This window comes from Actinomadura sp. K4S16 (assembly GCF_008327685.1).
Classification (GTDB): domain Bacteria; phylum Actinomycetota; class Actinomycetes; order Streptosporangiales; family Streptosporangiaceae; genus Spirillospora.
Genome location: NZ_BDDE01000017.1, coordinates 115,315 through 138,364 on the forward strand (window position 1 = coordinate 115,315; position 23,050 = coordinate 138,364).

The window sequence follows — 23,050 nt, forward strand, 5'->3', positions numbered from 1 at the left end:
TCGGGCATCGGCCAAGGCGGTCTTATAAGTGATGCGCGGGAGGAACCGCGGAAAGGGTGCGGAGCAGCGGCTTGCCGTTCACCACACATCTCGGATCGCTGCCTAAGCGGCGAAGGGCTCCTCCCGCGCGACACATCACCGACCGGCGGGTCGGAGGGCTTCGTCACCCGCAGGTCGCCTAGTCATACAGAAGTGTTTGTTTGACAGGGCGTGCGGTCGGTGGGCTACGGTCCTGGCGTGGCTGAGGACCTCGGGCGAATGCTGCTGGGTCGGTACCGGCTCATGGATCCGCTGGGACGCGGCGGTATGGGCACGGTATGGCGCGCGTACGACGAGCGGCTCGGCCGCCGGGTCGCGGTCAAGGAGCTGCGGCTGCCCGAGGGCCTGGACGCCGAGCAGCGCCGCGCGTGGACGGCCCGGCTCGATCGGGAGGCGCGTGCGGCGGCCCGGCTCCGGCACCCCGGCATCGTCACCGTGCACGACCTGGTCACCACCGGCGACGGGCAGCCGTGGATCATCATGGAACTGGTGCCCGGTCCGTCCTTGGCCGATGTGCTCGCCGAGCACGGCCCTCTCTCACCGGACCGTGCCGCCGCGCTCGGCGCGCGGGTGCTGGACGCGTTGCGCGCGGCCCACCGGGCGGGCATCGTCCATCGCGACATCAAGCCCGCCAACGTCCTGTTGGAGGGCGACCGGGTCGTCCTGACCGACTTCGGTATCGCCGCCGTCGAGGGCGACGCGACCCTGACGCGTTCGGGCGCACTCCTGGGGACCCCTGCGTACATGTCCCCGGAGCAGGTCCGCGGCCTGCCCGCCGGCGCCGAGTCCGACCTGTGGTCGCTGGGGGCGACACTGCACACCGCGGTGGAAGGCCGTCCGCCCTTTTCGGGCACCAGCCCCGGAGCCGTCTTCGTCGCCGTCGCGACCGAAGAACCGGCTCCCGCTCCCCACGCCGGTCCCCTCGCACCGGTCATCCACGGCCTCATGCGCAAGAACGCGGCCGAACGGATGGGGCTTGACCAGGCGCTGGAGATGCTGAACGCGCTCGCGTCCCAGCAGGCCGGGTTCGCTCCCGCGCCGGCCGGCGGGCAGGGCTCGCCCGGCGATCCGCCCGGGCCGGTTCCCGGACCAGCGCCCAACATCGCGCCACCACCGCAGGGGCCTCCAGCGCATCAGGCTCCGTGGCAGCCACCGCCGCCGTACGTGTCGCGCTCGAGCAGACACATCGGCCGTTGGCCGGGGTTCCTCATCGCTGGCGCAGCGGCACTGCTGATGGCCACGGTGCTGCTGCCCTGGCAGACGGTGACCGTCTCCGGGGCGGGCCTCCCCCACATCCCGCCGACCACCTCCTCCGGACTCGGTTCGGCCTGGGGCTGGGGGATGCTGCTGTGCGCGGCGGCGGCAGCCGCGCTCGGCGTCCTCGGCGGCGTCCGGTCCAAGGGCCGGCTTGCGGCGACCGCTGCGGCGCCGGCGCTGGTCGGCCTGCTCATGCTGGCCATCGCGGCCGTCCTGCCTCAGATCAAGAAGCCCGCGATCCCGAACGCGAAGGTGCTGCCTCCAACGCTGGTCCACCTGGCGAGCAGTCACACCAAGGTCTCCATGGGATTCGGGTGGTACCTCGCGGCGCTCCTGACACTGCTGGTCATCGGCCTCAGCATCGTTTCCCTCGTGCTCGCGACCCGGGACTGAACACCGGCGCGGTGCGGTGACCGCCGGACGAACGTCTTCACGGGGCGGGACCTTGGTCCGGGGTTTTGCGGGACCGACGACCGGCGACCGGGCGGGACGCCGGTGATCGACTGAGTGTCGCGGCACGCAGGCCGCTGATCGAGGAGACGCTCATGGGCACGCAATCCCCCCGCCGAAGACTGGGTTTCTGGATGGCCTCCGCACTCGTCGTGGGCAACATGATCGGCTCGGGCGTCTTCCTGCTGCCCAGCTCGCTGGCCGAGTACGGCCCCATCAGCCTGATCGCCTGGGTGTTCACCAGCGCGGGCGCCGTGCTGCTGGCGCTGGTGTTCGCCCGCCTGGCCCGCGCCTACCCGCGGACGGGCGGGCCCTACGCCTACGCGCGGCGGGCCTTCGGCGACTTCGTCGGATTCCAGACGGCCTGGGGCTACTGGATCGCGGTCTGGGCGGGGAACGCGGCGATCGCGGTGGCGTTCGTCGGCTACCTGGCCCACTTCTGGCACGCGCTGGCCACCGACAGGGTCCTGGCGGCCGCGGTGGGGATCGCGGTGATCTGGCTGCTGACCGCCGTGAACGCCTACGGCGTCCGGCAGGGCGGCGCGGTCCAGGTCGTGACGACCGTGCTGAAGCTGGCGCCGCTGCTGCTGATCGCGGTCGGCGGGCTGTTCTTCATCAAGTCCGCCAACTTCGGGCCGTTCAACGCCAGCGGCGAGGGCGCCTTCTCGGCGGTCACCGCCGCGGCGGCGCTGACGCTGTGGGCGTTCATCGGCCTGGAGTCGGCCACCGTCCCTGCCGAGGACGTCGAGAACCCCGAGAAGAACATCCCGAGGGCCACCGTCGCCGGCACCGCCGTCACCGCGCTGATCTACATCCTCGGCACCGTCGCCGTCCTCGGCCTGGTGCCCGCCGCCGCGCTGGCGACCTCGACCGCGCCGTTCGCCGACGCCGCCGACGCCGCGTTCGGCGGATGGGCCGCCGACCTCGTCGCCGCGGGCGCCGCGATCAGCGCGTTCGGTGCGCTGAACGGCTGGATCCTGCTGCAGGGCCAGGTGCCGTTCGCCGCCGCGCGCGACGGCCTGTTCCCCCGGGTCTTCGCCCGCACCGGACGCGGCGGCACCCCGGTCGGCGGCCTGGTGATCTCCAGCGTGCTGGTGACGGCGCTGATGGCGATGAACTACAACGCGAGCCTCGTCGACCAGTTCACGTTCGTGATCCTGCTCGCCACCCTCACCACCGTCATCCCCTACGCCTACGCGGCGGCCGCCGAGCTGGTGCTGCTCGCGACCGACCACACCGCGTTCTCCGGACGCCGGCTCGCCCGCGACGCGGTGATCGCGCTGCTGGCGTTCGGCTACTCGGTGTGGGCGATCTCCGGCGCCGGCCAGGAGGTCGTCTTCAAGGGCACGCTGCTGGTCTTCGCCGGGTTCCCCGTCTACGCGTGGCTCAAGTACCGCGACGCCCGCACCCCGCTCGAGGCCGTCGCGAGCCGGCCCGAACCGCCCGCCAAGGCCGCCTGAACCGCCGCTCGAAAGGAAAGATCTCCGTGTTCACCGTTTCCTCCGAGGTCGGGCGGCTGCGGCAGGTGCTGCTGCACCGCCCCGACCTGGAACTGCTCCGGCTCACCCCGGCCAACAAGGACGACCTGCTCTTCGACGAGGTGCTGTGGGCCAAGCGCGCCCGGCAGGAGCACGACGTGTTCGCCGACACGCTGCGCGAGCGCGGCGTCCAGGTGCTCTACCTCGCCGAACTGCTGGCCGAGACCCTCAAGAACGACCAGGCGCGGGCGCACGTGCTGGACCACACCGCGTTCGAGACCGTGCTCGGGCCGACGCTGGCCGGTCCCGTCCGGGCCGCGCTGGACGGGCTCGACCCCGACTCCCTCGCCCGGCACCTCATCGGCGGGCTGACGAAGGCGGAGACGGGCCTGGCCGTCCACAGCCTGCTGCTGGCCTCGCTCGACGACGGCGACTTCGTCCTGCCGCCGCTGCCCAACCACCTGTTCACCCGCGACCCGTCGGCCTGGGTGTACGGCGGCGTCACCCTGCATCCGATGGCCAAGCCCGCCCGACGCCGCGAGACCCTCCATCTGGACGCGATCTACCGGTACCACCCGATGTTCGCCGAGCAGCACCCGCCGGTCTGGTATCCGGGCGCCGGCTTCGCCCTCCCCACGCTCGAAGGCGGCGACATCCACGTCCTCGGCAAGGGCCTGGTCCTGGTCGGCATGAGCGAGCGGACGACGCCGCAGGCCATCGAGCTGCTCGCCCAGCGGCTGTTCGCCGCGGGCGCGGCGCACCGCGTCATCGCCGCCCAGCTGCCCCGGCGGCGGGCGTTCATGCACCTCGACACCGTGATGACCATGGTCGACCGGGACGCCTTCACCGTCTACCGCGGGCTGCCGCCGCTGCGGTCCTACACGCTCACGCCCGGACGGGCCGCCGAGGTCCTCGTGCACGAGAACGAGGCGCTGTTCCCCGCGATCGCCCGAGCCCTCGACCTGCCGCGCGTCCGCGTCCTGACCGCCGAGCAGGACGTCCGCGCCGCCGAGCGCGAGCAGTGGGACGACGGCGACAACGTCCTGGCCCTCGAACCGGGCGTCGTCGTCGCCTACGAGCGCAACGTCACCACCAACACCATGCTCCGCCACCACGGCATCGAGGTCGTCACCATCCCCGGCAGCGAACTCGGCCGCGGCCGGGGCGGCCCCCGCTGCATGTCCTGCCCCCTGCTCCGCGACGAGGTGACCCCATGAAAGACCTGCTCCGCGCCGACGACCTCAGCGCCGACGACCTGGCCCTGCTGCTGAAGCTGGCCACCGGGTTCCAGGACGAACCGGGCGCGGCTCACGACCTGCTGGCCGGCCGCATCGTGCCGATGTACTTCGCCAAGCCGTCCACCCGGACCCGCCTGTCCACCGCGGCGGCGGTCGCGCGGCTCGGCGGCGCGCCCGTCACCGTCGGGCCGGACGAGCTGCAGCTGCGGCGCGGCGAGACCATCGCCGACACCGCCCGGGTCATGGGCTCCTACGCCGCCGCGATCGTCATCCGCACCTTCGCCGACGCCGACGTCGAGGAGCTGGCGGCCGCCGCCCCGATACCGGTGGTCAACGCGCTGACCGACGGCCACCATCCGCTGCAGGCCGTCGCCGACCTGCTGACCGTCAAGGAGCACTTCGGCGAGCTGCGCGGCCACCGCGTCGCCTACGTCGGCGACGGCGGCAACAACGTCGCCCGCAGCCTGATGGAGGCCGCGGCGGTCGCCGGCATGGAGATGGCCATCGCGGCCCCGGACGGCTACCTGCCCCGAGAGGAGGTCCTCGCGTCCGCGAGGGCCGAAGCCGAACGGCGCGGCGGAAGCATCGCGGTGACGCATGACCCCGCCGGGGCCGTCAGGGGCGCAAGCGTCGTCTACACCGACGTCTGGCTGTCCATGGGGGATTCCGAGGACGAACGCGCGCGCCGCCGTTCCGTGTTCGCCGCGTACCAGGTCGACCAGGACCTCATGAACGGCGCCGGTGAGGACGCCGTGTTCATGCACTGCCTTCCCGCCCATCGCGGGGAGGAGGTCACCGCGGCCGTCATCGACGGCGGACGGTCGCTGGCCTTCAGGCAGGCCGCCAACCGGCTCCCGGCAACCCAGGCCGTCCTCTACGCCCTCCTGACCGACCAGTTGGAGGGACGGCGATGAGGATCGTCGCCGCACTCGGCGGCAACGCGCTGCTGCGGCGCGGGGAGCCCCTGGACGCCGCCGTCCAGATCGCGCACGTCCGCGAGGCCGTCCGCGGCCTCGCGGCCCTCGCGGACGGCAACGACCTGATCGTGACGCACGGGAACGGCCCGCAGGTGGGGCTGCTGGCGATCGAGAGCGCCGCCGACCCCGAGCTCGCCGCGCCCTACCCGCTCGACGCCCTCGGCGCCGCGACCCAGGGCATGATCGGCTACTGGCTGATCCGCGAGCTCCGCCGCGTCCTCCCCCACCGGGAGGTCGTCGCCCTGCTGACCGAGACCCTGGTCGACCCGGCCGACCCCGCCTTCCGCGATCCGACCAAGTTCATCGGCCGCGGCTACCCGCCGGCCGAGGCGCGGCGGCTGCGGGACGCCAGGGGGTGGGCGATGCGCCCGGACGGCCGCATGTGGCGGAGGGTCGTCCCCTCCCCCGAACCGCGCGGCATCGTGGAACTCGCGTCCATGCGGCGGCTCGTCGACGACGGCTGCGTGGTGATCGCGGCCGGCGGCGGGGGCGTCCCGGTCGACCCGGACCACCACGGTGTAGAAGCGGTGGTCGACAAGGACCTCACGGCCGCGCTCCTCGCCGCGCACCTGAAGGCGGACACGCTGATGCTGCTCACCGACGTCCCCGCGGTGATAGCCGGCTATGGCACCGCGGACGCCCGTCCCGTCGGACTCATCACGCCGTCCCGGCTCCGCGCGATGGACCTCCCGAGCGGCTCCATGGGGCCGAAGGCGGAAGCGGCCTGCCGGTTCGCCGAGCAGCGTCCCGGCGCCGTGGCGGTCATCGGCTCGCTCGCCGACGCGCCCGCCCTGCTCGCCGGTGAGGCGGGCACCAGAGTCGAGGCGCCATGAGCCCCAGACCGCGCCAGCGGCGTGGCGTTCGGCGGTCAGGCCGCGCTCGGCCGCCCGGGGAGCGCCGAACCGACCCGGTCCCGGATCGCTTCGATCGCCTCCCACTGCGCGGTGGCGAGATTCGCCAGCGCGGCGGGGAAGACACCGTCCTGTTCCGTGAGGATGTGCTGTCGCAGGACGTGCAGGGCGTCCAGCAGCCGCTCCTCCCCGCCCGGCTCCACCGCTTGGGCCGCCTCGGAGAGCGCCGCCTCGACGAGACGGTGCTCGTGGACGAGCGCATCGATGTGGTCGGGGAAGTCGCCGGCCATCGCGGGGAACAGCCCCTGCTCCTCGACGGCGGTGTGCGGACCGAGGACCGCGGCGATCCGGCCGGCGAGAGCGCTCATCAGGTCCCGGTCGCCGGCTCGGTGGGCGGAGCGCACCTCGCCGATCAGGTCGACCACGAGTTCGTGCTCATCGGTCAGCCGCCCGATCGAATCGATGGCCTGACATCCGCAGTACTCGCACATGACGCCCTGCCCGCCTCCCGCCGCGGTGCCGGTTCTCGACCGCCGGCACATCGTTCTCCCTCCCAGCATCGGCGGACCTTCATGGCCCCGGGCAGGGCCATTGGTCCCGTCCGGGCATCCTCCTGAATCCACGGCACCGCAGATCCCTCGGACTCGCCCAAGCCGCAGGCGCCAGGGATCTTCCGGGTGGCCCTCCCGACACCCGACCATGGCGCGGCCGTCGCACCGTGGGGTCACTCCGCGCGGTACCGGGCCTTCACGGTGTTCAGGGCGGCCATGAAACGCGCGAGGAGCGGATCGGCGTCCCCGGCCCGCCAGACCAGGTGCAAGGTGGTGGCGGTGCCCGCGAGCCGTCGCGGTGTCACGCCCTCCCGGTGCAGCACGCGATAGGAGTCGGCCATCACGGCCGCACCGAAGCCGGCGGCGACCAGCGCGAGGATGGTCTGGACGGTCCGGCCCCGCGCGCCGACGCGCGGCACGACACCGGCGCGGTGGCACACCGCGGTGATCTCGTCATGCGCGCGGGGCGCGGATTCGCGCGGCCACAGCACCAGGGGGATCTCCCCGAGCACGGACACCGGCACCGGCTCACCGGTCGTCCTGGCGAGGGGGTGCCCGGACGGCAGGAAGAGGGTCAGCGGCTCGCGCGCCCAGACCCGGGTGGCGAGACGGGCGTCGTGGACCGGCAGCCGCTGCACCGCCACGTCGAGGCTTCCGTCCAGGATTCCGGCCGACATCTCGGTGTCGTCGAACAGCTCCACCAGGGACAGGTCGACGTCGGGAAGTTCCGCCCGCAGCCGCCCGAGGGCGTCCCCCAGCGCGCCGTTGATGCCCGATCCGGCGAACCCCACCGTCAGGCGGCCGGTCTTGCCCTCGGCGGCCAGCCGGACGTCGTGCAGGGCGGCCTCGGCATCGGCCAGCATGCGCACGGCCCGCCGGAGCAGCGCATCCCCGGCGGCGGTCGGGACGAGTCCGCGGCCGGCGCGGACGAACAGCTCGGCCCCCAAGCGCCGTTCCAGTTCGCGGAGCTGCCGACTCAGGTTCGGCTGGGTCAGCCGCAGCCGGCGGGCGGCTCCGCTGATGGACCCCTCTTCGGCGATCGCCACCACATAGCCCAGCAAGCGCAGATCCATCCATACCTCCAAGGCATGGGTGCCATATCGATCGATGCCTCAGAGTAGGCATGTCGGGATCCGCCGGGAAGAATCAAGTCGTCCCGATTCACCGGAGAACGCCGGAGCCGTCGTGAAACACCTTGGGGTCCTCGCCCACAGCACGGGAGGGGCCGCGCTGTGCTTCCTCACCTTCTGCGAGGAGGGGTTCCGCCGGACGGGCCGCAACGAGCACCCCGACGTCACCCTGGACTACATCGCCTTCGGGTACAGCATGCCCGCCTGGGACGCGGGGGACCACGCGGCCGTCCGGGCCACCCTGGCCACCAGCGCGCAGCGGCTCGCCCGGGCGGGCGCCGACTTCTTCGTCTGCCCGGACAACACCGCCCACATGGCCCTGGAGGCGCCGGGACCGGACCTGGCGCTGCCGGGCCTGCACATCGCCGAGGTCGTCGCGGACCAGGCCGCGGCCGAGGGGCGCACCCGTGTCGGCGTGCTGGGCACCAGGTACACGATGGACGGCCCGCTGTATCCGCGCGCGTTCGCCGCCCGCGGGATCGCCGCGGAACTGCCGGACGCCCACGACCGCGACCTCGTCAACGAGGTCATCTTCGCGGAACTGGTGAACGGCGTGATCAGCGACGCGTCGCGCCGGGAGTACCTCCGCGTCATCGACCGGCTGGCAGACCGGGGCTGCGACGCGGTCGCCCTCGTCTGCACCGAGATCCCGCTGCTGATCACGCCCGACGTCTCGTCCCTGCCGACGCTGGACTCGACCCGTCTGCTGGCCCGCGCGGCCTATGACGTCGCCGTCGGCGAGCGGGCGATGCCCGACTGGCGCGGCGGCCCCCGATGAGCCCGGGACGCCGCGGAACGGGGCGCGCGATGTCCCGTCCCGAACAGCGCCTCGCGGAACTGGGGCCGGCGCTGCCGGAGGCCGTCCCGCCGGTCGGGACGTATGTGCCCGCCGTGCGCAGCGGTGACCACGTCCACGTATCGGGCCAGGTGCCGCTGCGGGAAGGACGCCTGATCGCGGCCGGCCGGCTCGGCGACGCGGTCGGCATGGAACTCGGCTACGCATGCGCGCGCCAGTGCGCGCTGAACGCCTTGGCCGCGCTGAAGGCGGAGACCGGTGACCTGGCGGCGGTGGCCCGCGTGGTCAAGGCCCTGGTGTTCGTCGCGTCGACGGCCGACTTCACCCGGCACCCGCAGGTCGCCGACGGGGCGTCGGACCTGCTCCGCGAGCTCTTCGGCGACGCCGGACGCCATGCCCGCTCGGCGGTCGGGGTGTCGGCGCTGCCGCTGGGCTCCCCCGTCGAACTGGAACTCCTGGTCGAACTCCACCGGCCGGCACACGGCTGAGCCCGCGACTCCCCCGGATCCCCCGCCGCCGGCCTGCGGGGGAAGGGCCTCGGCGTCGAGGTGTCCGCAGAGGGCGTCGACTGGCTGCTCGGCGACCGGACCGGCCTCCGCTGGTCTTCGAGGCGACCTCGGCGAAGGCGCACGCCGCGGCCGCGCCGCGCTACGCGGCCGCGGGGATCACCGCGATCGACCTGACGCCCGCGTCGGTCGGCCCCTGGGTCGTGCCGGCCGTCAACCTCGACGACCACCTGGAGGCGCCGAACCTCAACATGGGCGGCTGCGCGGGACAGGCCACCATCCCCCTGCTGTACGCGATCGACCAGGTGGCCGACGCGTCGTACGGCGAGATCGTGGCGACCATCGCGAGCGCCGGTGCCGGTCCGGGCACCCGGTCGAACCTCAGCGAGTTCAGCGAGAAGACCGGGCAGGCCCTGGTCGCGGTCGCCGGAGTGGACGAGGCCAAGGCGTTCTCCCTGATCAATCCGGCCGAGCCGCCCATGGCCATGCGCGACACCGTGTACGCGAGGGTCCGCCGGAGCGTCGCCGAACGGATCGCGGAGACGCCCCTGGGAGCCGCCCGATGATCACTCTCGTCGACACGAGCCTGCGCGACGGCATGAGCAGCGTCGCGCACGCGTTCACGCCGGAACAGGTCGGCGCGGTCGCCGGAGGCCTCGACGGGGCCGGGGTGCGGGTCATCGAGGTCGCCCACGGCATCGGCATCGGCGCCTCCTCGGTCCAGTACGGGTTCGCCGCCGCGACGGACGTCGAGTACGTGCGGGCCGCCGTCGCCGCGGTGGACAGGGCGGACATCGCCGTGCTGTACGTGCCGGGATCTCGACGCTCGCGGCCCTGGACGCCGTCCGCGACGCGGGGGCGACCACGGTGCGGGTCGCCACGCACTGCACCGAGGCCGACTGCGCCGAGCAGCCGACCCGCCACGCCCGCGACCACGGCATGCGCGTCATGAGCTTCCTGATGATGAGCCACAAGCTCAAGCCCGCGGCCCTCGCCGCGCAGGCCGCCAAGCTGGACTCCTACGGCGCGGAAGTGGTCTACGTGGTCGACTCCGCCGGGGCGCTCGTGCCCGACTCCGCCGGAGCCCGCGTCGCCGCGCTGCGCGACGCGGTCCGCGCCGACATCGGGTTCCACGCCCACAACAACCTGGGGGTGAGCGTCGGCAACGCGCTCTCCGCGGTCGAGAACGGAGCGACCTACATCGGCGGGTCGCTCCGGGGCCTCGGGGCCGGGGCGGGCAACGCCCAGACGGAGGTTCTCGCCGCGGCGCTGGAACGGACCGGCCACGACCCGGGAGTCGACGTCTTCGCGCTGACCGAGGTCGCCGAACGCGTCATCGCGCCGTTGATGACCGAGCCCCAGATCATCGACGTCGCTGCGGAGCTTTCGAGCCGCGACCCGGCCACCTGAGCGAGGACTCCGGCAATTCACCGCCGACCCGGTCCGCGCGGTCCTCGACGCGCTCCCGGCCGTGTGCACCGCGGCACGCTCGTCAGGTCGCCGGGCGGGAAGGGACAGGGCGCGGAAACACTCTGGTACCGGGATGGTCCGCGCGGAACCGGGACAGCGTCGGGGCCGTCACCTCGGTGTCGACGAGGTCGAGGTGGTCGAGGTCGTACCGCTCGAGCACCGGAACGATCGCATCGGTGACCGGTGTCCCGCGAAGGCTCAACGACCTCATGCACCTGACGCCGTCGAGCAGTGTCATCAGGTCCTCATCGGCGGCAGAGGTGAGACAGATGTCCAGACGGTCGAGCTTCGCGGGCAACCTCGCCGAACCGGCGACGTTGGCCGCCGTGAGCGTCACGCTGTTCAGGGCCGAAGAAAAGGGGGCGTCCAACCAGAGGGACTCGTTCGCGCTGAGATGGACGCTCGTGAGGCCGGGGGCGGCTTCGGTCAGCATTTCCTGACCCCATGGGCGCGAGGGGAGGTTGGCAATCGTCAGATCGGCGAGGGCATCGAGTCGCCCGCCGCCGACGCCGGCATGGAAGGCGCCCGGCTCCCCGAGATAAAGGCGCAGGATCCGCAGTTTCGGGAAACGGAGGAAAGCCGACAGTGCTTCGGCCTCGATCGTGCACGCCCGATGCTCGAAGATCTCAAGGCTCGGCAGGTTCGGCACAGCGGAAAGCAGGCGGTCATCGAACTCTTCGGTCATCAGGGTGAGCGACCACACCCGGTCGGAGGCGGTCGCCAGTGGTTCGAGGTCGGAGCGGTGCCGGCATTCGGCATGCGTGTGAATGCTGAACGGGGTGCCGTCATGCCGGGGCGGCAGGAGCGGGCTCAACACGTGAAACGGCGGCGTTCCCTCTTCGGAGTGATAGAGCCGGGAATCGTCGCTCGTGAAGCGCCCGCAGCAGACGACTTCGACAACCGTCGCCGTGCCCGTCTCACTGACCGCCGCGACGTTCACCCATTCGGGGACGTGGCCGTCGCGCCACAATTCGGCCACGACGGTTTCCGCGTCGCATCTGCTCAGTTCGACGGCCCGATTCCGGGCACTGTCCTCCGGAAACCTCAACTCGCCGGATTGCGGGGGGTGCCCGTCGTAGGATTGGTTGAGCCGTACCCTGAAAACCAGCGGCTCCGGCAAATCCTCGGAGACCAGTGACTGGGCGACCTCCCAGGCGGCCCGAGTCGATGCGGCGAACCGCGCGGCGAACACCTCTCGATTCACCCGGCCAATCTACCGGCCGAAAGCGTCCGGGGCGGTGGCGTATTGGAGGGCGGTGTTCTCGGTTCTGATGCGGAACCTCAGAAGGCCGAGGTTCACGATGGTGAACACCAGGGCGGTGGTCCAGCAGGTGTGCACCAAGGGCAGGGCGATGCCTTCGGCGACGACCGCCACGTAGTTGGGGTGGCGCAGGCGGCGGTAGGGACCCGCGTCCACCAGCGGCAGGTGCGGAACGATGATCACCCTGGTGTTCCAGCGCCTGCCGAGTGTGGCGATGCACCACCAGCGCAGTCCCTGGGCCAGGACGGTCAGACCCAGCATCGACCAGCCCAGGAGCGGGATGAAGGGGCGGTCGAGCAGCCGCACTTCGAGCAGCGCGCCGCCGAGCAGGCCGACGTGGGCGGCGACGATCCCCGGGTAGAGTCCGCGCCCGTACTCGACACCGCCCCTGCTCCTGGCCCAGGCCTGGTTGCGGCGGGCCACGACCAGCTCCGCGATCCGCTCGGCTCCGACGAGCGCTACGAGCAGGGTGAACCCGGTCACGGAGGTCACCAGCGCAGCAGGAGCAGTTCGGCGGAGAACCCGGGGCCGAGTGCCAGCAGCAGCCCGGGATCGCCCTCCGGCGGGCGGCGCCGTTCGATCGTCTCCTGCAGGACGTTGAGCACAGAGACCGACGACAGATTGCCGTTTTTCCGCAGGGAGTCCCAGGTCAGGTCGAGTTCACCGGCCCCGAGGGCGAAGGCCTCGGCGATCTTCTCGATCACCTTCGGCCCGCCGGGATGGCAGACCCACGAGGGCACCTCGTCGGGAGACAGGCCGTGCTCGCCGAGGAAGGCGGCGACGTCGTCCGCCAGCGTCGCCTCGACGTGGTCCACCAGGTCGGCGGCCAGGACGATCCGGAAGCCGTGCTCGCCGACGTCCCATCCCATGAGCCGCTGGGTGCCGGGATAGAGCTTGCTGCGGGTCGCGACGACCTGGGGCCCCCAGCGGACCGGCCCACCGGCGGCGGCCTCCCGGTCGTTCCCGACCGCCACGGCGGCCGCGGCGCCGTCCCCGAACAGGCCGCTGGCCACCAGGTTGGCCAGCGAGTCGTCGTCGCGCTGCGCCGTCAGCGAGCACAGCTCGACGCAGACCAGCACCGCCACCTGGTCGGGCCAGGCGCGCAGGTAGTCGTACAGCCGCGACAGCCCCGCGGCGCCGGCCGCGCATCCCAGGCCGAAGATCGGGACCCGCTTGACGTCCTGCCGCAGGCCCAGGCGCTGTGCCAGGGTCGCGTCCAGCGAGGGGGTGGCGACCCCGGTCGAGGAGCAGAAGACCAGCTGATCGACCTGCGACGCGTCGACCCCGGCCGCCTCCAGCGCGCCCCTGGCGGCCCGCTCCCCGAGGGACAGCGCGGCATCGACGTAGGCGCCGTTCGACGTGGTGAAACCGTCGAGGTTCGCGTACTTGTCGATCGGGAGCGCGAGGTACCGGCCCGCCACCCGGGTGGCGGTGTGGAAACGCTCCACCACCCGCCGATCGGCGCTGGTCGCCCTGACGACGGCCTCAGTGATCTCACGCTGGTCGTAGTGATGTTCCGGCAGGACGGTCCGCACAGCCCCTACACGCACAGCTCCCCCTAAGCCACCCTCCCGGCTCCTTCCCCACCAGCGCGGCTTGTACCAGCGGATCAATCTCCCCTCTCGGAACCGGCCGGACCCCCGCGGCGAGGCGAGCGCCTCCGCTGTCACTCCTCGCTGCTGGAACGGCCGGCGAGGAAGGCCAGCAGCGAGGGATCGGCCGAGGTGAACCGCTCGACCTCCTGGCCGCCGTCGCACTGGCACAGCGCCACCGTGACCCCGGACCGCCCCCGGGCCAGCACCCGCCACACGGCCCCGCAATCCTCCCAGCGCCGCAGGACGGCGACCAGGTCGCGTCCGTCGGCCCCTTCGGCGTGAGCGCCGGGCGGCGAGGCCGTCATCGCGGCCTCGCCGTGAGGGTCACGCAGCAGCGGTCCTCGCCGGGATCGAGGCTCGCCTCGAACTCGTGGGCCCCGACCGCGTCGATGAGCCCGTTGATGAGGGCATGGTTCATGTGGCAGACGAGCTCGGTGTGCGTCCGGGCGAGGGCGTGGAAGGGGCAGTTGGCCATGACCGCGCGGTCGCCCTCGCGCCGCGGCTCGTAGCCGTACTCGGCCAGCGCGCCGAGAGCGGCGTCGAGAGCCTCGGCAGGCGGTGTTCGAGCACCGTCCGCGACCGCGCTTCCGATCGCCATGCCATGTGCGGCGGCGACCCGGTGGAGCGTGTCGAGGACGGGTGCGCCGGTCCGCGCCGACTCCGTGATCGCCTCGGCCATCAGCCGTCCCGCCAGCTCGTACCGCCGGTCCGGCAGCGAGACGGCGATGTCGTGCGACGTCCGGCGGTAGCGCTTGGAGGTGCGTCCGGCGCCGGGCCCGGTCCGGCCGGTGAGGCGGGCGTAGTCGGCTTCGAGGAGCCCTTCGGCCTCGAGCCGGTCGAGATGGAACTTGGCCTGGTGGCGCGGCACGCCCACCGCCTCGGCGGCCTCGTCCCGGCTCACCGGCGCCGCCTGCGCGCACACATACAGGTAGAGCGCCCGGCGCACCGGTTCGGCAAGGGCGCCGATCCCGGCCACGTTCTGCTCGAATCCAGGCACCCGCCCACCTTCTAACGGACATCAGTGTTGACGTTACAGTCGCTCCAGCTCTAACGTTGATTCTACTATCCGTTAGACCTGGAGCCAATCCATGCGCACCGATCCTCTGCCTTCATGACCGAGACCATCAGCTCCCCGAGCGGCCACCCGAACGCCGGCCACGACCCGATCTCGATGGACCCGGATGTCGGCCTGCAGGTGGCGGCACGCGCGGCACGGGAGTTCCTCGAAGCGCTCGGCGTGGCCTGCGACGAACCCGGCACGCGCAACAGCCCGTTGCGGATGGCCCAGGCGTACCGGGAGATGCTCACGCCGCGCACTTTCGAGATGACCACCTTCCCCAACCACGAGGGGTACGACGAGCTGGTCGTGGTCAGGTCGATACCGGTGCAGTCGGTCTGCGAGCACCATCTGCTCCCCTTCACCGGGACCGCGCACGTCGGCTACCTGCCGGGCGACCGGATCCTCGGGCTGTCGAAGTTCGCCCGCGTGGTGGAGATGTTCGCCCGCCGCCCGCAGGTCCAGGAACGCCTCACCTGGCAGATCACCACCTGGCTGGACGAGCGGCTGCGCCCCGGCGGGGTCGGTGTCGTCATCGAGGCTGAGCACACCTGCATGACCCTGCGGGGCGTCCGGGCCGGCGGGACGGTCACCAGGACGACGGCACTGTCCGGCGCCCTCCGCGAGAACCCGGCCACCCGCGCTGAGTTCCTCGCCGCGACGACCACCTGACGCCCCCGCGCTGACGCATGACCGCTGACCCCCCAGCCGCGAACGAATTGGATCGGAAAGGAGCCTGCGATGGCCGCAGATCCGGGATGTGTCGTCATCGGAGCCGGACTCGCCGCCGCGAACGTCGTGCAGACCCTGCGGGAGCAAGGGTTCGATGAGCCGATCACGCTCATCGGAGACGAACGCGAACGGCCGTACGAGCGACCCGCCCTGTCCAAGGGCTACCTGCAGGGGAAGACCGAGGCCTCCTCGCTGTACGTCCACGGCGAGAACTGGTACGCCGACCACGGGATCGACACGCGGTTCGGTGAGGCGGCCGTGTCCATCGACCGGTTCGGACGGCAGGTGCGGCTCGCGTCGGGGGACTCGGTGGCCTTCCGGCAAGTCGTGATCACCACCGGATCCAGCCCGCGCGTCCTCGACATCCCCGGCACCGAGCTGGCGGGGGTGCACACGCTCCGGCGGATCGGCGACGGCGACGCGCTGAGAGCCGCGCTGGACGAGGGCGGCCGATGGGTCGTGATCGGTGGCGGCTGGATCGGGCTGGAGGTGGCGTCCGCCGCGCGCGCGGCCGGCCGGGAGGTGACGGTGCTCGAGTACGCGCCGCTCCCCCTCCAGCGCGTGCTGGGCGACCGCCTGGGCCGGTACTTCGCCGAGCTGCACCGCTCCCACGGGGTCGACCTCCGCACCGGGGTGTCGGTCTCCGAGATCGTGGGCTCCGGCGGGAAGGCGACCGGAGTGCGGACGGACCACGGCCTGGTCCCCGCCGACCTGGTCGTCATCGGCGTGGGCGCCACCCCCAACACCGCTCTCGCCGCCGAGGCCGGCCTCAAGGTCGACGGCGGGGTCGTCGCCGACGAACGGCTCCGCACCAGCGACCCCGCGATCCTCGCGGCGGGCGATGTCGTCACCGCCCGCAACACCGCGCTCGGACGGTCCCTGCGGGTCGAGCACTGGGACAACGCCATCCGCCAGGGCCGGCTGGCCGCGATGTCGATCCTCGACCGTCCCGGCCGGTACGACTGGCAGCCGTACTTCTACACCGACCAGTTCGACCTCGGCATGGAGTACGTCGGGCACGCCCACGCCGAGGACGACGTAGTCATCCGAGGGGACACCGCGGGCGGCGAGTACATCGCCTTCTGGCTCCGCGACGGCCTCGTCACCGCCGCGATGAACGTCAACATCTGGGACGTCAACGACGACCTCCGCTCGCTCGTCGGCCGCGCGATCACGACCGACCGGCTCGCCGACGCGGACATCGCCCTCACGGACCTCTGACCGGCTCCGGCCCGGCCTCGCGGCGCCTGCGACCGCACCGGCGGACCCTCAGGAGCATTCGAACCACACCGTCACGCCGGGCGGCGCCGGGGTGACGCCCCAGCGCGTGGTGAGGGCGTCAACGATCATCATTCCGCGGCCGCCCTCGTCGCGGGCCGCGCCCCTGACGTGGGGAGTGGAGTCCGCCGCGCCGTCGTCGGTCACCTCGCCGCGGATCACGTCGCCGTCCGCTGCGACGGTGACGGTGATCTGACCGCCGTCACCGCTGGCCGAATGTCGGACGGCGTTGGTGACCAGTTCGCTGACGCACAGTTCGACCGTGTCGGCCACCGGCCCCGTCCCGAGCACCTCGCGCACGAACCGGCGGGCGCGCGCCACCGAACGACCGGTGCCGGGAAAGGCCGCCGTACCGATCAGCGCCGTCTCACGGGTCATCAGGGCACCTCCCGGGCGGCGCGGTCCCGGATCCCGGCGGCCGCCCGCGGCCGCCGCGGGCGGTGCCCTCGCCGGGCGCGGCCTTCCGCGGCCGGGGTCCGTGATGGGCGGTGTGCGACTCGATCGGCATGGCGATCACTCCTTGGGGAGGGTTCCGGTGACCAGATAGCGGCGCGGCACCTTGTACCGCGCGAACCGCGACCGCAGCTCGGCGTCCACCCTGGCGACCAGCGGCCGCGGGGAGACGTCGCCGCGGGCGACGAGATGGGCGACGACGACCTCGCCGTGCCGCTCGTCGGGTTCCCCGCGTACGAGGACGTCGGCCACACCGGGGACGCGGCGGACGGCGTCCTCGATCTCCTGCGGGTAGACGTGGTACCCGGTGTTGATCATTCGGTCGAGCCGCCCGCGGAGACGGAGGTGGCCGTCCTCCAGTCGTCCCAGGTCGCCCAGCGAGCACCACCCGTCGGCGTCGGCGTACTCGGCGACCACCATCGGCGACCGGACGCTGATCTCCCCGGACGGCCCGAGGCGCAGCTCACCGGCCGCGGCGACGGGACGGCCGCAGCTGCCCGCCCGGGACATGTCGCCCTCGGCCACCGCCCGGTGATCGGCCTGGTCGAGGACGGTGAGGGGCCAGCCGCCCTCCAGCCGACCGTAGATCTGGACAAGGACGTCCGGGAGCAGGAGCGCGGTGTCGCGCAGGTCTTCCGGCGCCATGGGCGCCCCGCCGTAGAGGAGGCGCCGCAGGGAGCCCAGCCCGCCCGGACGGCTCCGCACGGCGGCGGCGAGCCGGGAGACCATGCCGGTCACCATCATCGTCGAGGTGACCGTGCCGGACCGCAGCAGGTCGAGGACGGCGTCGGCGTCGAACCGGCGCATGATCGTCTGCGGCAGCCCCATGCGCAGGAACGGGAAGGTCCCCACGAGTCCCGTGCCGTGCATCAGCTGCTGGACGGTGAGGAAGCACTCGTCCGGCCCGAAGCCCGGGCCGTAGCCGCCATCGCGGTAGAGGGCGATGTTGGCGGCCATCGCGGCCTCCCAGTTGCCGTACGAGATCGGCACCGCCATCAGCTCCCCCGAACGGACGGCCCGCGGGTAGAGCAGCAGGGTGCGCTCCGCGGGGACCTCCGGCTCGGACGGCGCCGGCGGGCCGGTCAGCGGCTCGTCGTCGTCGTGGACCAGCGCGCCGCCCCCGGCGTGCTCGCGGTCCACCAGGACGGCGTCCGTGCCGGCGGCCTTCCAGATCGAGGCGGCCTCGGCGGGCGCGGCACCGGGATCGACGGGGACCCTGGTCGCGCCCAGCCACTCGACCGCGAGGGACGCCTCGACGGCGGCGATCGCGTTGGTGTGCCACAGCCCGATCCGCCCGCCCGCCAGGCCGCGCTCGGCCAGGGCCCCGGCGAGCCGGTCGACGCGCGCGGCGAGTTCGTCGCCGGTGCGCGCGCCTCCCCGGTCATCGCTGATCAGCACGCGGGGTCCGGCGGCCAGGAGGGCGGCCCGGGCGGCGGTCACGATCCCGCCGCCAGGCGCTCGCGCAGGACGGCCCGCTGCACCTTCGCCCCGCCCAGCACGCAGGGCAGCTCGTCGACCACGACGATCTCGGGCCGCTCGTGCGGGAACAGTCCCGGCGCGGCCGTGCGGTCGATCGCCTCCCGCAGGGCCTCGGTGTCGGCGAAGCCCTCCTTGAGCACGACCGCGGCCACGACCCGGTCGTCCCCGAGCCCGACGACACCGCAGTTGGCCACTGCCGGGTGCTTCAGCACGGCCGCCTCCACGGCGTGCGGGTACACGCTCCCGGACGCCGTCGGGATCGAGTCGGCGGCGCGGTCGACGTAGTAGAGGAATCCGTCCTCGTCGAGATGGCCGACGTCGGCGGGCCTGAACCAGTCGCCGGGCAGGAAGGCGTCCTCCGTGCGATCGGGCATGCCCCAGTAATGGCCGATCGACATCGCGCTGCGGACCACGATCTCGCCCAGCCGCCCCGTCGGGACCCGCCGGCCGGCGTCGTCGACGATGGCCACCTCGAAGAACGGGGAGGCGGGACGTCCCACGCTGGTGATCCGCCGCGGATCCTCGGCCACCTCCGATGCGAGCAGGCGTGTGGTCACCGCGCCCTGCTCGGTCGAGCCGAACCCGTGGCACCACACCGGCCCCAGCAGTGCGGTCGTGCGCTCCAGCAGCTCGGGGGTCGCGAAGAACACCACCAGCCGGCGCAGCCGGTGCCCGACGCCGCCGCGCAGCTCGACGACGTCGAGGATCGGGTCGAGCATCGGCGCCGGCAGCAGGAGCCCGGTGACGCCCTCGGAGACGATGACGTCCAGGACGTGGGCGGGGTCGAAGTCGGAGTCGTCCACCAGCACCGTCCGGGCGCCGCGGACGAGGTAGGGGTACAGGAGCTGGAATCCCGTCGCCCACTGCAGCGCGTGCGCGTGCAGTACGACGTCGGAGGGGCCGACCGGTTCGAGTCCGGGTGCGAACGTGTCGACGTGGTGGAGGTTCTGGTCGACCACCGCCGCCCACGAGCGGTGGCTGACCGTCCAGGGTTTCGGGGAGCCCGTGGTGCCGGACGTGGGCTGGATGAACGCGGGGGAGTCCTCGTCCACGTCCAGGGGCTCGGCCACGGGGGACCCGGCCGCCAGGACGTCCGTCCACGGGGTGGCCCAGGAGGGCGGGTCCTCGCCGACCGCGATCAGCAGGAGGTCGCCGAGCCGGTCCCGGTGCGCATCGACGGCATCGGCGAAGCGGACGTCGAAGATCAGCCCGTGGGCCCCCACCTGCTCCAGAAGCTCCGCATGGGTGCCCATGTCGAAGTGGCTGTGCAGGACGACCCGGACGATTCCGGCCCGTTCGCATCCCAGCCAGGCGTGCACGACCTCGGCCCGGTTGTGGGAGAGCACGCCGACCCGCTCCCCTTCGCCCACCCCGAGGGCGGCCAGGCCGGTGGCGACCCGGTTCGCCGACGCGTCGAGCTCCGCGAAGGTCTGGGTCCCGCCGGCCGTGGTGAGCGCCGTCCTCCCGGCGAACCGCGCCGCCGCGTCACCCGGCAGCATCCCCGCCCTGATCAGCATCTTTCCTCCTCGTGAGGTCGAGCGATGCCCACGAAGCTAGGAGGCGGGCGCCGTCCGCGGACGTCCGCTGCACGGAGCGACAAGCCATCTGGCACGCAGCGACAAGTCCTGCCTTGTCCCCCCGGACACACCGGCCTAGCGTTGGCCTCGTGGGACAGGTGCTCTCCACCGAACAGGTCCCGCCGCGGGACCGGATCGCGTACTGGCACGAGGTCATCTGCTCGACCTTCATCCAGCTGGACGTGGCCCAGACCAGCGGCGGAAGGTTCCGCGGCATGGTGCGGAACCACCAGGTCGGCCCGATCCAGGCGACCCGCATCCTGACCGATCCGATGACCGCCGAGCGGTCACGCCGCCATCTGCGGTCGGCGGAGGAGGACGTCTGCCTGCTCGCACTGCAGCTGCGCGGCCGGACCGTCGGCCACCAGGACGGGAGGAGAGCCGTTCTGGAACCGGGCGACCTGGCGCTGTTCGACAGCACGCGCCCCTACCTGGTGGACTTCCAGGGCCCGCAGTTCGATCATCTGGTGCTGCAGTTCCCCCGCGCCGCGCTGAGCGAGCGCGGCATCGAGGCGGCCGGTGCCACGGCCCGCCGGATCGCGGTGGACTCCATGGTCGGCCGCCTGGTCTCCCCCTTCCTGGTCAACGCCACCCGGATGGCGGACACGGCCAGTCCGGAGACCGGGCAGCGGCTCGCCGAGATGGCGCTGGACCTCGTCGCGACCGCGCTCGCCCCGCTCACCGGCATCGACCGCCCGCCCGCCTCACCGGGAGAGGAGCTGCTGCGCCGGGTCCAGCTCTACATGCAGCTGCACCTGTCCGACCCGTGCCTGTCCCCGCCCAAGGTCGCCGCGGCCAACAACATCTCGCTGCGCCAGCTCCACCGGCTGTTCTCCCGCGAAGGCACCTCGTTCGGGCGCTGGCTGCGCGAGGAGCGGCTGCGCCGCTGCTTCGACGACCTGGGCTCCCCGCTGCTCGCCGGACGGTCCATCGCGGAGATCGGCGCCCGCTGGGGCCTGCCGGACGCGCCCGGCCTCAGCCGCGCCTTCCGGGCCCGCTACGACATGAGCCCCCGCGAGCACCGCAGAGCGGCCCTGTCGATGTGCGACGCCCCGCCGCGCCGACCGGCGACGAGCCCGTTCTGAGGCTTCGGGCGGTCGGGCCTCGTGGCTCAGCCGGTGTGGAGGACCCGGAATCGATCAGGTTCGGCCGGGTCGCGGTCGACGACCTGGATCGGCGGCCAGGCCCACTGCCAGACGCTGATGCCCTGCGCACGGGAGAACCGGATCTGCCCGCGGGTGCCCTCGACCGCGACCCGCGGCCAGGTCTCGGCGACGCCGGCCCGGTCCGCGCCGCGGCGGCGCAGCACGTCGGCGAGGACGGCGACCGTGTCGTAGCCCTCGAAGGCGACGAAGGACGGCGCTCGGCCCAGCCGCTCGCGGAGGGCCGTCTCGACTCGGGCGCCGAGCGGGCCGAGACGCTCGGGCAGGTAGCGCAGGAACGGGACCGCTGAGCCGGCGTCGCCCAGCAGCGCCGCCCATTCGGTGAACTCCGGCTGCCCGGCCGGCGCGCCGATCAAGATCTCGGTGAGGCGCCGGTCGCGGCGGACGGCCTGGACGATCGGCACCGCCGGGTCCGGGTGCCCGACCAGAAGCAGGAGGGCCGTCGCGCGGTGTGCCACGAGCTCGTCGCACACCGCCGCGGGGGCGAGCACGCACATGTCGAGCTCGACGATGGTGCCGCCGCGTTGAGCGAGACGGTCCCGCAGGATGCGGGTCCCCGACGTCCAGTAGACGCTCGGCTGCGCGGCCACGGCGATGCGGCTGTGGCCCTGGTCGAGGAGGAAGTCAGCGTAGATCCGCCAGCCGCGGGACTGCGCCGGGGCCAGGCGCGCGACCCGTTCGGTGGACTTGTCGGTGAGCGCGTCGAGAACCGCCGACGAGCAGAGGAAAGGCAGGCCGAGGGCGTCGGCCCTGGCAGCCGCGGCGCGGGCGACGACGCTGTGGTACTCCCCCGCCAAGGCGGCCACGCCCAGGCGGGCCAGCTCGTCGACCGCCGCTTCGGCCCGCCGCGGGTCGGCCGCGGTGTCCCGGACCACCAGTTCGAGCCGTCGTCCGGCGATCCCGCCGGCGTCGTTGACGTCGCGGACGGCCAGCTCAAGGCCGGCGAGCAGGTGCCGGCCCGCCTCGACCCAGCCGGGCGGGGTCAGCGGAACGAGCGCGCCGACCTGGATTGACGACCCGGCAGTGCGCTCCGCTCCAGACCGCGATGACGGCGTTTCCATGCGCTGCCCCCCGTGTGGCGATTCGGTCGCACCATAATCCCCGGCCCCCGAGGCCAAGGAAAGACGGAAATGTCCGGCGGGGGCGGGCAACCGTTCCGGTGGGCCAACCGGTAGATGTCGGCAGAACATCTCTTGGGAGGTCGGATGCGGGAGCGACCGGAGTACGCGGCGTATGTGACGGAGCGGTCGCCGCGCCTGCTCAGGACGGCCTACCTGCTGTGCCGCGACTGGGGCCAGGCCGAGGACCTGCTGCAGACGGCGCTGGTGAAGGCGTGGCGGGCCTGGCGGCGGATCGGGGACGACCCCGATCCCTACGTCTACCGGATCCTCGTCAACACGCACGCGTCGTGGGCGAGGCGCCGCTGGCGGGGCGAGCGGCCCACCGAACGCCCACCGGAGGCGGCGGACCCGGCGGACGGCTTCGGCGCGGCCGAGGACAAGGCCGTCCTGTGGGCGGCGCTCGGGCGGCTCCCGCACCGGCAGCGCGCCACGGTGGTGCTGCGCTTCTTCGAGGACCTGTCCGAGCCGCAGGTCGCCGAGGTCCTCGGCTGCTCGGTCGGCACGGTCAAGAGCCAGACCAGCAAGGCCCTCGCCAAGCTCAGGGTCGATCCGGGCGTCCTCGCCGCCACGCCGCAGGGAAGGGAGTGACCG

General features: G+C 72.8%; 25 protein-coding genes. 14 read left to right on the plus strand and 11 right to left on the minus strand.

Features of this window, described 5'->3' with window-relative positions; genetic code table 11:
• Window positions 1-237: 237 nt before the first annotated feature.
• The 5 genes from K4S16_RS26600 to K4S16_RS26620 all read left to right on the plus strand — a co-directional run bounded on the left by K4S16_RS26600 (window position 238) and on the right by K4S16_RS26620 (window position 6,272).
• Entirely contained in the window at window positions 238-1,689 is a 1,452-nt protein-coding gene (locus K4S16_RS26600) for a serine/threonine-protein kinase (RefSeq protein ID WP_200842136.1), read from the plus strand.
• Between the two features lie 191 nt (window positions 1,690-1,880).
• A complete protein-coding gene (locus K4S16_RS26605) occupies window positions 1,881-3,206 on the plus strand; it encodes an amino acid permease (protein ID WP_200842137.1) in 1,326 nt (441 codons plus the stop codon).
• A gap of 20 nt (window positions 3,207-3,226) precedes the next feature.
• Entirely contained in the window at window positions 3,227-4,441 is a 1,215-nt protein-coding gene (locus K4S16_RS26610; protein ID WP_149262041.1) for an arginine deiminase, read from the plus strand.
• Complete coding sequence (gene argF / locus K4S16_RS26615; protein ID WP_149261768.1) at window positions 4,438-5,376, plus strand: ornithine carbamoyltransferase; 939 nt, start codon at window positions 4,438-4,440, stop codon at window positions 5,374-5,376. The genes K4S16_RS26610 and argF overlap by 4 nt, the downstream gene beginning before the upstream one ends.
• Window positions 5,373-6,272, plus strand: coding sequence for a carbamate kinase (locus K4S16_RS26620; RefSeq protein ID WP_149261769.1), 900 nt, complete (start codon window positions 5,373-5,375; stop codon window positions 6,270-6,272). The genes argF and K4S16_RS26620 overlap by 4 nt, the downstream gene beginning before the upstream one ends.
• A 35-nt stretch (window positions 6,273-6,307) precedes the next feature.
• Here the strand turns inward: K4S16_RS26620 and K4S16_RS26625 are convergent, their stop codons facing one another.
• Both K4S16_RS26625 and K4S16_RS26630 read right to left on the minus strand, forming a co-directional pair.
• Window positions 6,308-6,850, minus strand: coding sequence for a hemerythrin domain-containing protein (locus K4S16_RS26625; protein ID WP_200842138.1), 543 nt, complete (start codon window positions 6,848-6,850; stop codon window positions 6,308-6,310).
• A gap of 164 nt (window positions 6,851-7,014) precedes the next feature.
• Window positions 7,015-7,914 carry a LysR family transcriptional regulator gene (locus tag K4S16_RS26630; RefSeq protein ID WP_149261770.1) on the minus strand — a complete coding sequence of 300 codons (900 nt, stop codon included), beginning with the start codon at window positions 7,912-7,914 and terminating at the stop codon, window positions 7,015-7,017.
• Between the two features lie 112 nt (window positions 7,915-8,026).
• On the opposite strand from K4S16_RS26630, the gene K4S16_RS26635 reads away from it, so the two are divergent.
• From K4S16_RS26635 to K4S16_RS26650, 5 genes are all read left to right on the plus strand, one after another.
• On the plus strand, window positions 8,027-8,749 hold the full coding sequence (locus K4S16_RS26635; RefSeq protein ID WP_149261771.1) for an aspartate/glutamate racemase family protein: 723 nt from the start codon (window positions 8,027-8,029) through the stop codon (window positions 8,747-8,749).
• Window positions 8,750-8,778: 29 nt separating this feature from the next.
• Window positions 8,779-9,255, plus strand: coding sequence for a RidA family protein (locus K4S16_RS26640; protein WP_149261772.1), 477 nt, complete (start codon window positions 8,779-8,781; stop codon window positions 9,253-9,255).
• A gap of 110 nt (window positions 9,256-9,365) precedes the next feature.
• Window positions 9,366-9,839 (plus strand): hypothetical protein, encoded by a 474-nt coding sequence (locus K4S16_RS26645; RefSeq protein WP_235037116.1) that lies wholly within the window; start codon window positions 9,366-9,368, stop codon window positions 9,837-9,839.
• The gene (locus K4S16_RS46530) at window positions 9,836-10,225 is read left to right on the plus strand and encodes a hypothetical protein (RefSeq protein ID WP_268843274.1); all 390 of its coding nucleotides are present in this window, start codon (window positions 9,836-9,838) and stop codon (window positions 10,223-10,225) included. The genes K4S16_RS26645 and K4S16_RS46530 overlap by 4 nt, the downstream gene beginning before the upstream one ends.
• Entirely contained in the window at window positions 10,141-10,683 is a 543-nt protein-coding gene (locus K4S16_RS26650; protein WP_268843275.1) for a hypothetical protein, read from the plus strand. Before K4S16_RS46530 ends, K4S16_RS26650 begins: the two co-directional genes overlap by 85 nt.
• Window positions 10,684-10,765: 82 nt before the next feature.
• On the opposite strand, the gene K4S16_RS26655 is transcribed toward K4S16_RS26650, so the two are convergent.
• From K4S16_RS26655 to K4S16_RS26675, 5 genes are all read right to left on the minus strand, one after another.
• Complete coding sequence (locus tag K4S16_RS26655; RefSeq protein WP_149261773.1) at window positions 10,766-11,947, minus strand: hypothetical protein; 1,182 nt, start codon at window positions 11,945-11,947, stop codon at window positions 10,766-10,768.
• A 9-nt stretch (window positions 11,948-11,956) separates the two neighbouring features.
• Window positions 11,957-12,487 carry an isoprenylcysteine carboxyl methyltransferase family protein gene (locus K4S16_RS26660; protein ID WP_149262043.1) on the minus strand — a complete coding sequence of 177 codons (531 nt, stop codon included), beginning with the start codon at window positions 12,485-12,487 and terminating at the stop codon, window positions 11,957-11,959.
• A 5-nt stretch (window positions 12,488-12,492) separates the two neighbouring features.
• Window positions 12,493-13,554, minus strand: a complete 1,062-nt coding sequence (locus tag K4S16_RS26665; protein ID WP_149261774.1) for a type III polyketide synthase — start codon at window positions 13,552-13,554, stop codon at window positions 12,493-12,495.
• Window positions 13,555-13,670: 116 nt separating this feature from the next.
• Entirely contained in the window at window positions 13,671-13,904 is a 234-nt protein-coding gene (locus K4S16_RS26670; protein WP_149261775.1) for a hypothetical protein, read from the minus strand.
• Window positions 13,901-14,596: a metalloregulator ArsR/SmtB family transcription factor gene (locus K4S16_RS26675; protein WP_149261776.1), complete on the minus strand. Its 696-nt coding sequence runs from the start codon at window positions 14,594-14,596 to the stop codon at window positions 13,901-13,903. The genes K4S16_RS26670 and K4S16_RS26675 overlap by 4 nt, the downstream gene beginning before the upstream one ends.
• 174 nt (window positions 14,597-14,770) lie before the next feature.
• Between K4S16_RS26675 and folE the strand changes: the two genes are divergently transcribed.
• The gene (gene folE / locus K4S16_RS26680) at window positions 14,771-15,328 is read left to right on the plus strand and encodes a GTP cyclohydrolase I (RefSeq protein WP_200842168.1); all 558 of its coding nucleotides are present in this window, start codon (window positions 14,771-14,773) and stop codon (window positions 15,326-15,328) included.
• A gap of 69 nt (window positions 15,329-15,397) precedes the next feature.
• Entirely contained in the window at window positions 15,398-16,609 is a 1,212-nt protein-coding gene (locus K4S16_RS26685) for an NAD(P)/FAD-dependent oxidoreductase (RefSeq protein WP_149261778.1), read from the plus strand.
• A gap of 48 nt (window positions 16,610-16,657) precedes the next feature.
• On the opposite strand, the gene K4S16_RS26690 is transcribed toward K4S16_RS26685, so the two are convergent.
• From K4S16_RS26690 to K4S16_RS26705, 3 genes are all read right to left on the minus strand, one after another.
• Window positions 16,658-17,044, minus strand: coding sequence for an ATP-binding protein (locus tag K4S16_RS26690; RefSeq protein WP_149261779.1), 387 nt, complete (start codon window positions 17,042-17,044; stop codon window positions 16,658-16,660).
• Between the two features lie 135 nt (window positions 17,045-17,179).
• Complete coding sequence (locus tag K4S16_RS26695; RefSeq protein WP_160161044.1) at window positions 17,180-18,559, minus strand: class I adenylate-forming enzyme family protein; 1,380 nt, start codon at window positions 18,557-18,559, stop codon at window positions 17,180-17,182.
• A complete protein-coding gene (locus K4S16_RS26705; RefSeq protein ID WP_149261780.1) occupies window positions 18,556-20,115 on the minus strand; it encodes a class I adenylate-forming enzyme family protein in 1,560 nt (519 codons plus the stop codon). The genes K4S16_RS26695 and K4S16_RS26705 overlap by 4 nt, the downstream gene beginning before the upstream one ends.
• 149 nt (window positions 20,116-20,264) lie before the next feature.
• On the opposite strand from K4S16_RS26705, the gene K4S16_RS26710 reads away from it, so the two are divergent.
• Window positions 20,265-21,260: a helix-turn-helix domain-containing protein gene (locus tag K4S16_RS26710; RefSeq protein ID WP_160161045.1), complete on the plus strand. Its 996-nt coding sequence runs from the start codon at window positions 20,265-20,267 to the stop codon at window positions 21,258-21,260.
• A 26-nt stretch (window positions 21,261-21,286) separates the two neighbouring features.
• On the opposite strand, the gene K4S16_RS26715 is transcribed toward K4S16_RS26710, so the two are convergent.
• Entirely contained in the window at window positions 21,287-22,399 is a 1,113-nt protein-coding gene (locus K4S16_RS26715; RefSeq protein ID WP_149261782.1) for an ABC transporter substrate-binding protein, read from the minus strand.
• Between the two features lie 144 nt (window positions 22,400-22,543).
• Here K4S16_RS26715 and K4S16_RS26720 point away from each other — a divergent pair, with 144 nt between their 5' ends.
• The gene (locus K4S16_RS26720) at window positions 22,544-23,047 is read left to right on the plus strand and encodes a SigE family RNA polymerase sigma factor (protein ID WP_149261783.1); all 504 of its coding nucleotides are present in this window, start codon (window positions 22,544-22,546) and stop codon (window positions 23,045-23,047) included.
• Window positions 23,048-23,050: the final 3 nt, after the last annotated feature.

Bases quoted from the DNA above. Each gene is read 5' to 3' on its own strand.
- K4S16_RS26620 (WP_149261769.1), top strand. From the start codon at position 5,373: ATGAGGATCGTCGCCGCACTCGGCGGCAACGCGCTGCTGCGGCGCGGG.
- K4S16_RS26690 (WP_149261779.1), bottom strand. From the start codon at position 17,044: ATGACCCGTGAGACGGCGCTGATCGGTACGGCGGCCTTTCCCGGCACC.
- K4S16_RS26605 (WP_200842137.1), top strand. From the start codon at position 1,881: ATGGCCTCCGCACTCGTCGTGGGCAACATGATCGGCTCGGGCGTCTTC.
- K4S16_RS26625 (WP_200842138.1), bottom strand. From the start codon at position 6,850: ATGCTGGGAGGGAGAACGATGTGCCGGCGGTCGAGAACCGGCACCGCG.
- K4S16_RS26630 (WP_149261770.1), bottom strand. From the start codon at position 7,914: ATGGATCTGCGCTTGCTGGGCTATGTGGTGGCGATCGCCGAAGAGGGG.
- K4S16_RS46530 (WP_268843274.1), top strand. From the start codon at position 9,836: ATGATCACTCTCGTCGACACGAGCCTGCGCGACGGCATGAGCAGCGTC.
- folE (WP_200842168.1), top strand. From the start codon at position 14,771: ATGGACCCGGATGTCGGCCTGCAGGTGGCGGCACGCGCGGCACGGGAG.
- K4S16_RS26705 (WP_149261780.1), bottom strand. From the start codon at position 20,115: ATGCTGATCAGGGCGGGGATGCTGCCGGGTGACGCGGCGGCGCGGTTC.
- K4S16_RS26715 (WP_149261782.1), bottom strand. From the start codon at position 22,399: ATGGAAACGCCGTCATCGCGGTCTGGAGCGGAGCGCACTGCCGGGTCG.
- K4S16_RS26640 (WP_149261772.1), top strand. From the start codon at position 8,779: ATGTCCCGTCCCGAACAGCGCCTCGCGGAACTGGGGCCGGCGCTGCCG.
- argF (WP_149261768.1), top strand. From the start codon at position 4,438: ATGAAAGACCTGCTCCGCGCCGACGACCTCAGCGCCGACGACCTGGCC.
- K4S16_RS26685 (WP_149261778.1), top strand. From the start codon at position 15,398: ATGGCCGCAGATCCGGGATGTGTCGTCATCGGAGCCGGACTCGCCGCC.
- K4S16_RS26670 (WP_149261775.1), bottom strand. From the start codon at position 13,904: ATGACGGCCTCGCCGCCCGGCGCTCACGCCGAAGGGGCCGACGGACGC.
- K4S16_RS26720 (WP_149261783.1), top strand. From the start codon at position 22,544: ATGCGGGAGCGACCGGAGTACGCGGCGTATGTGACGGAGCGGTCGCCG.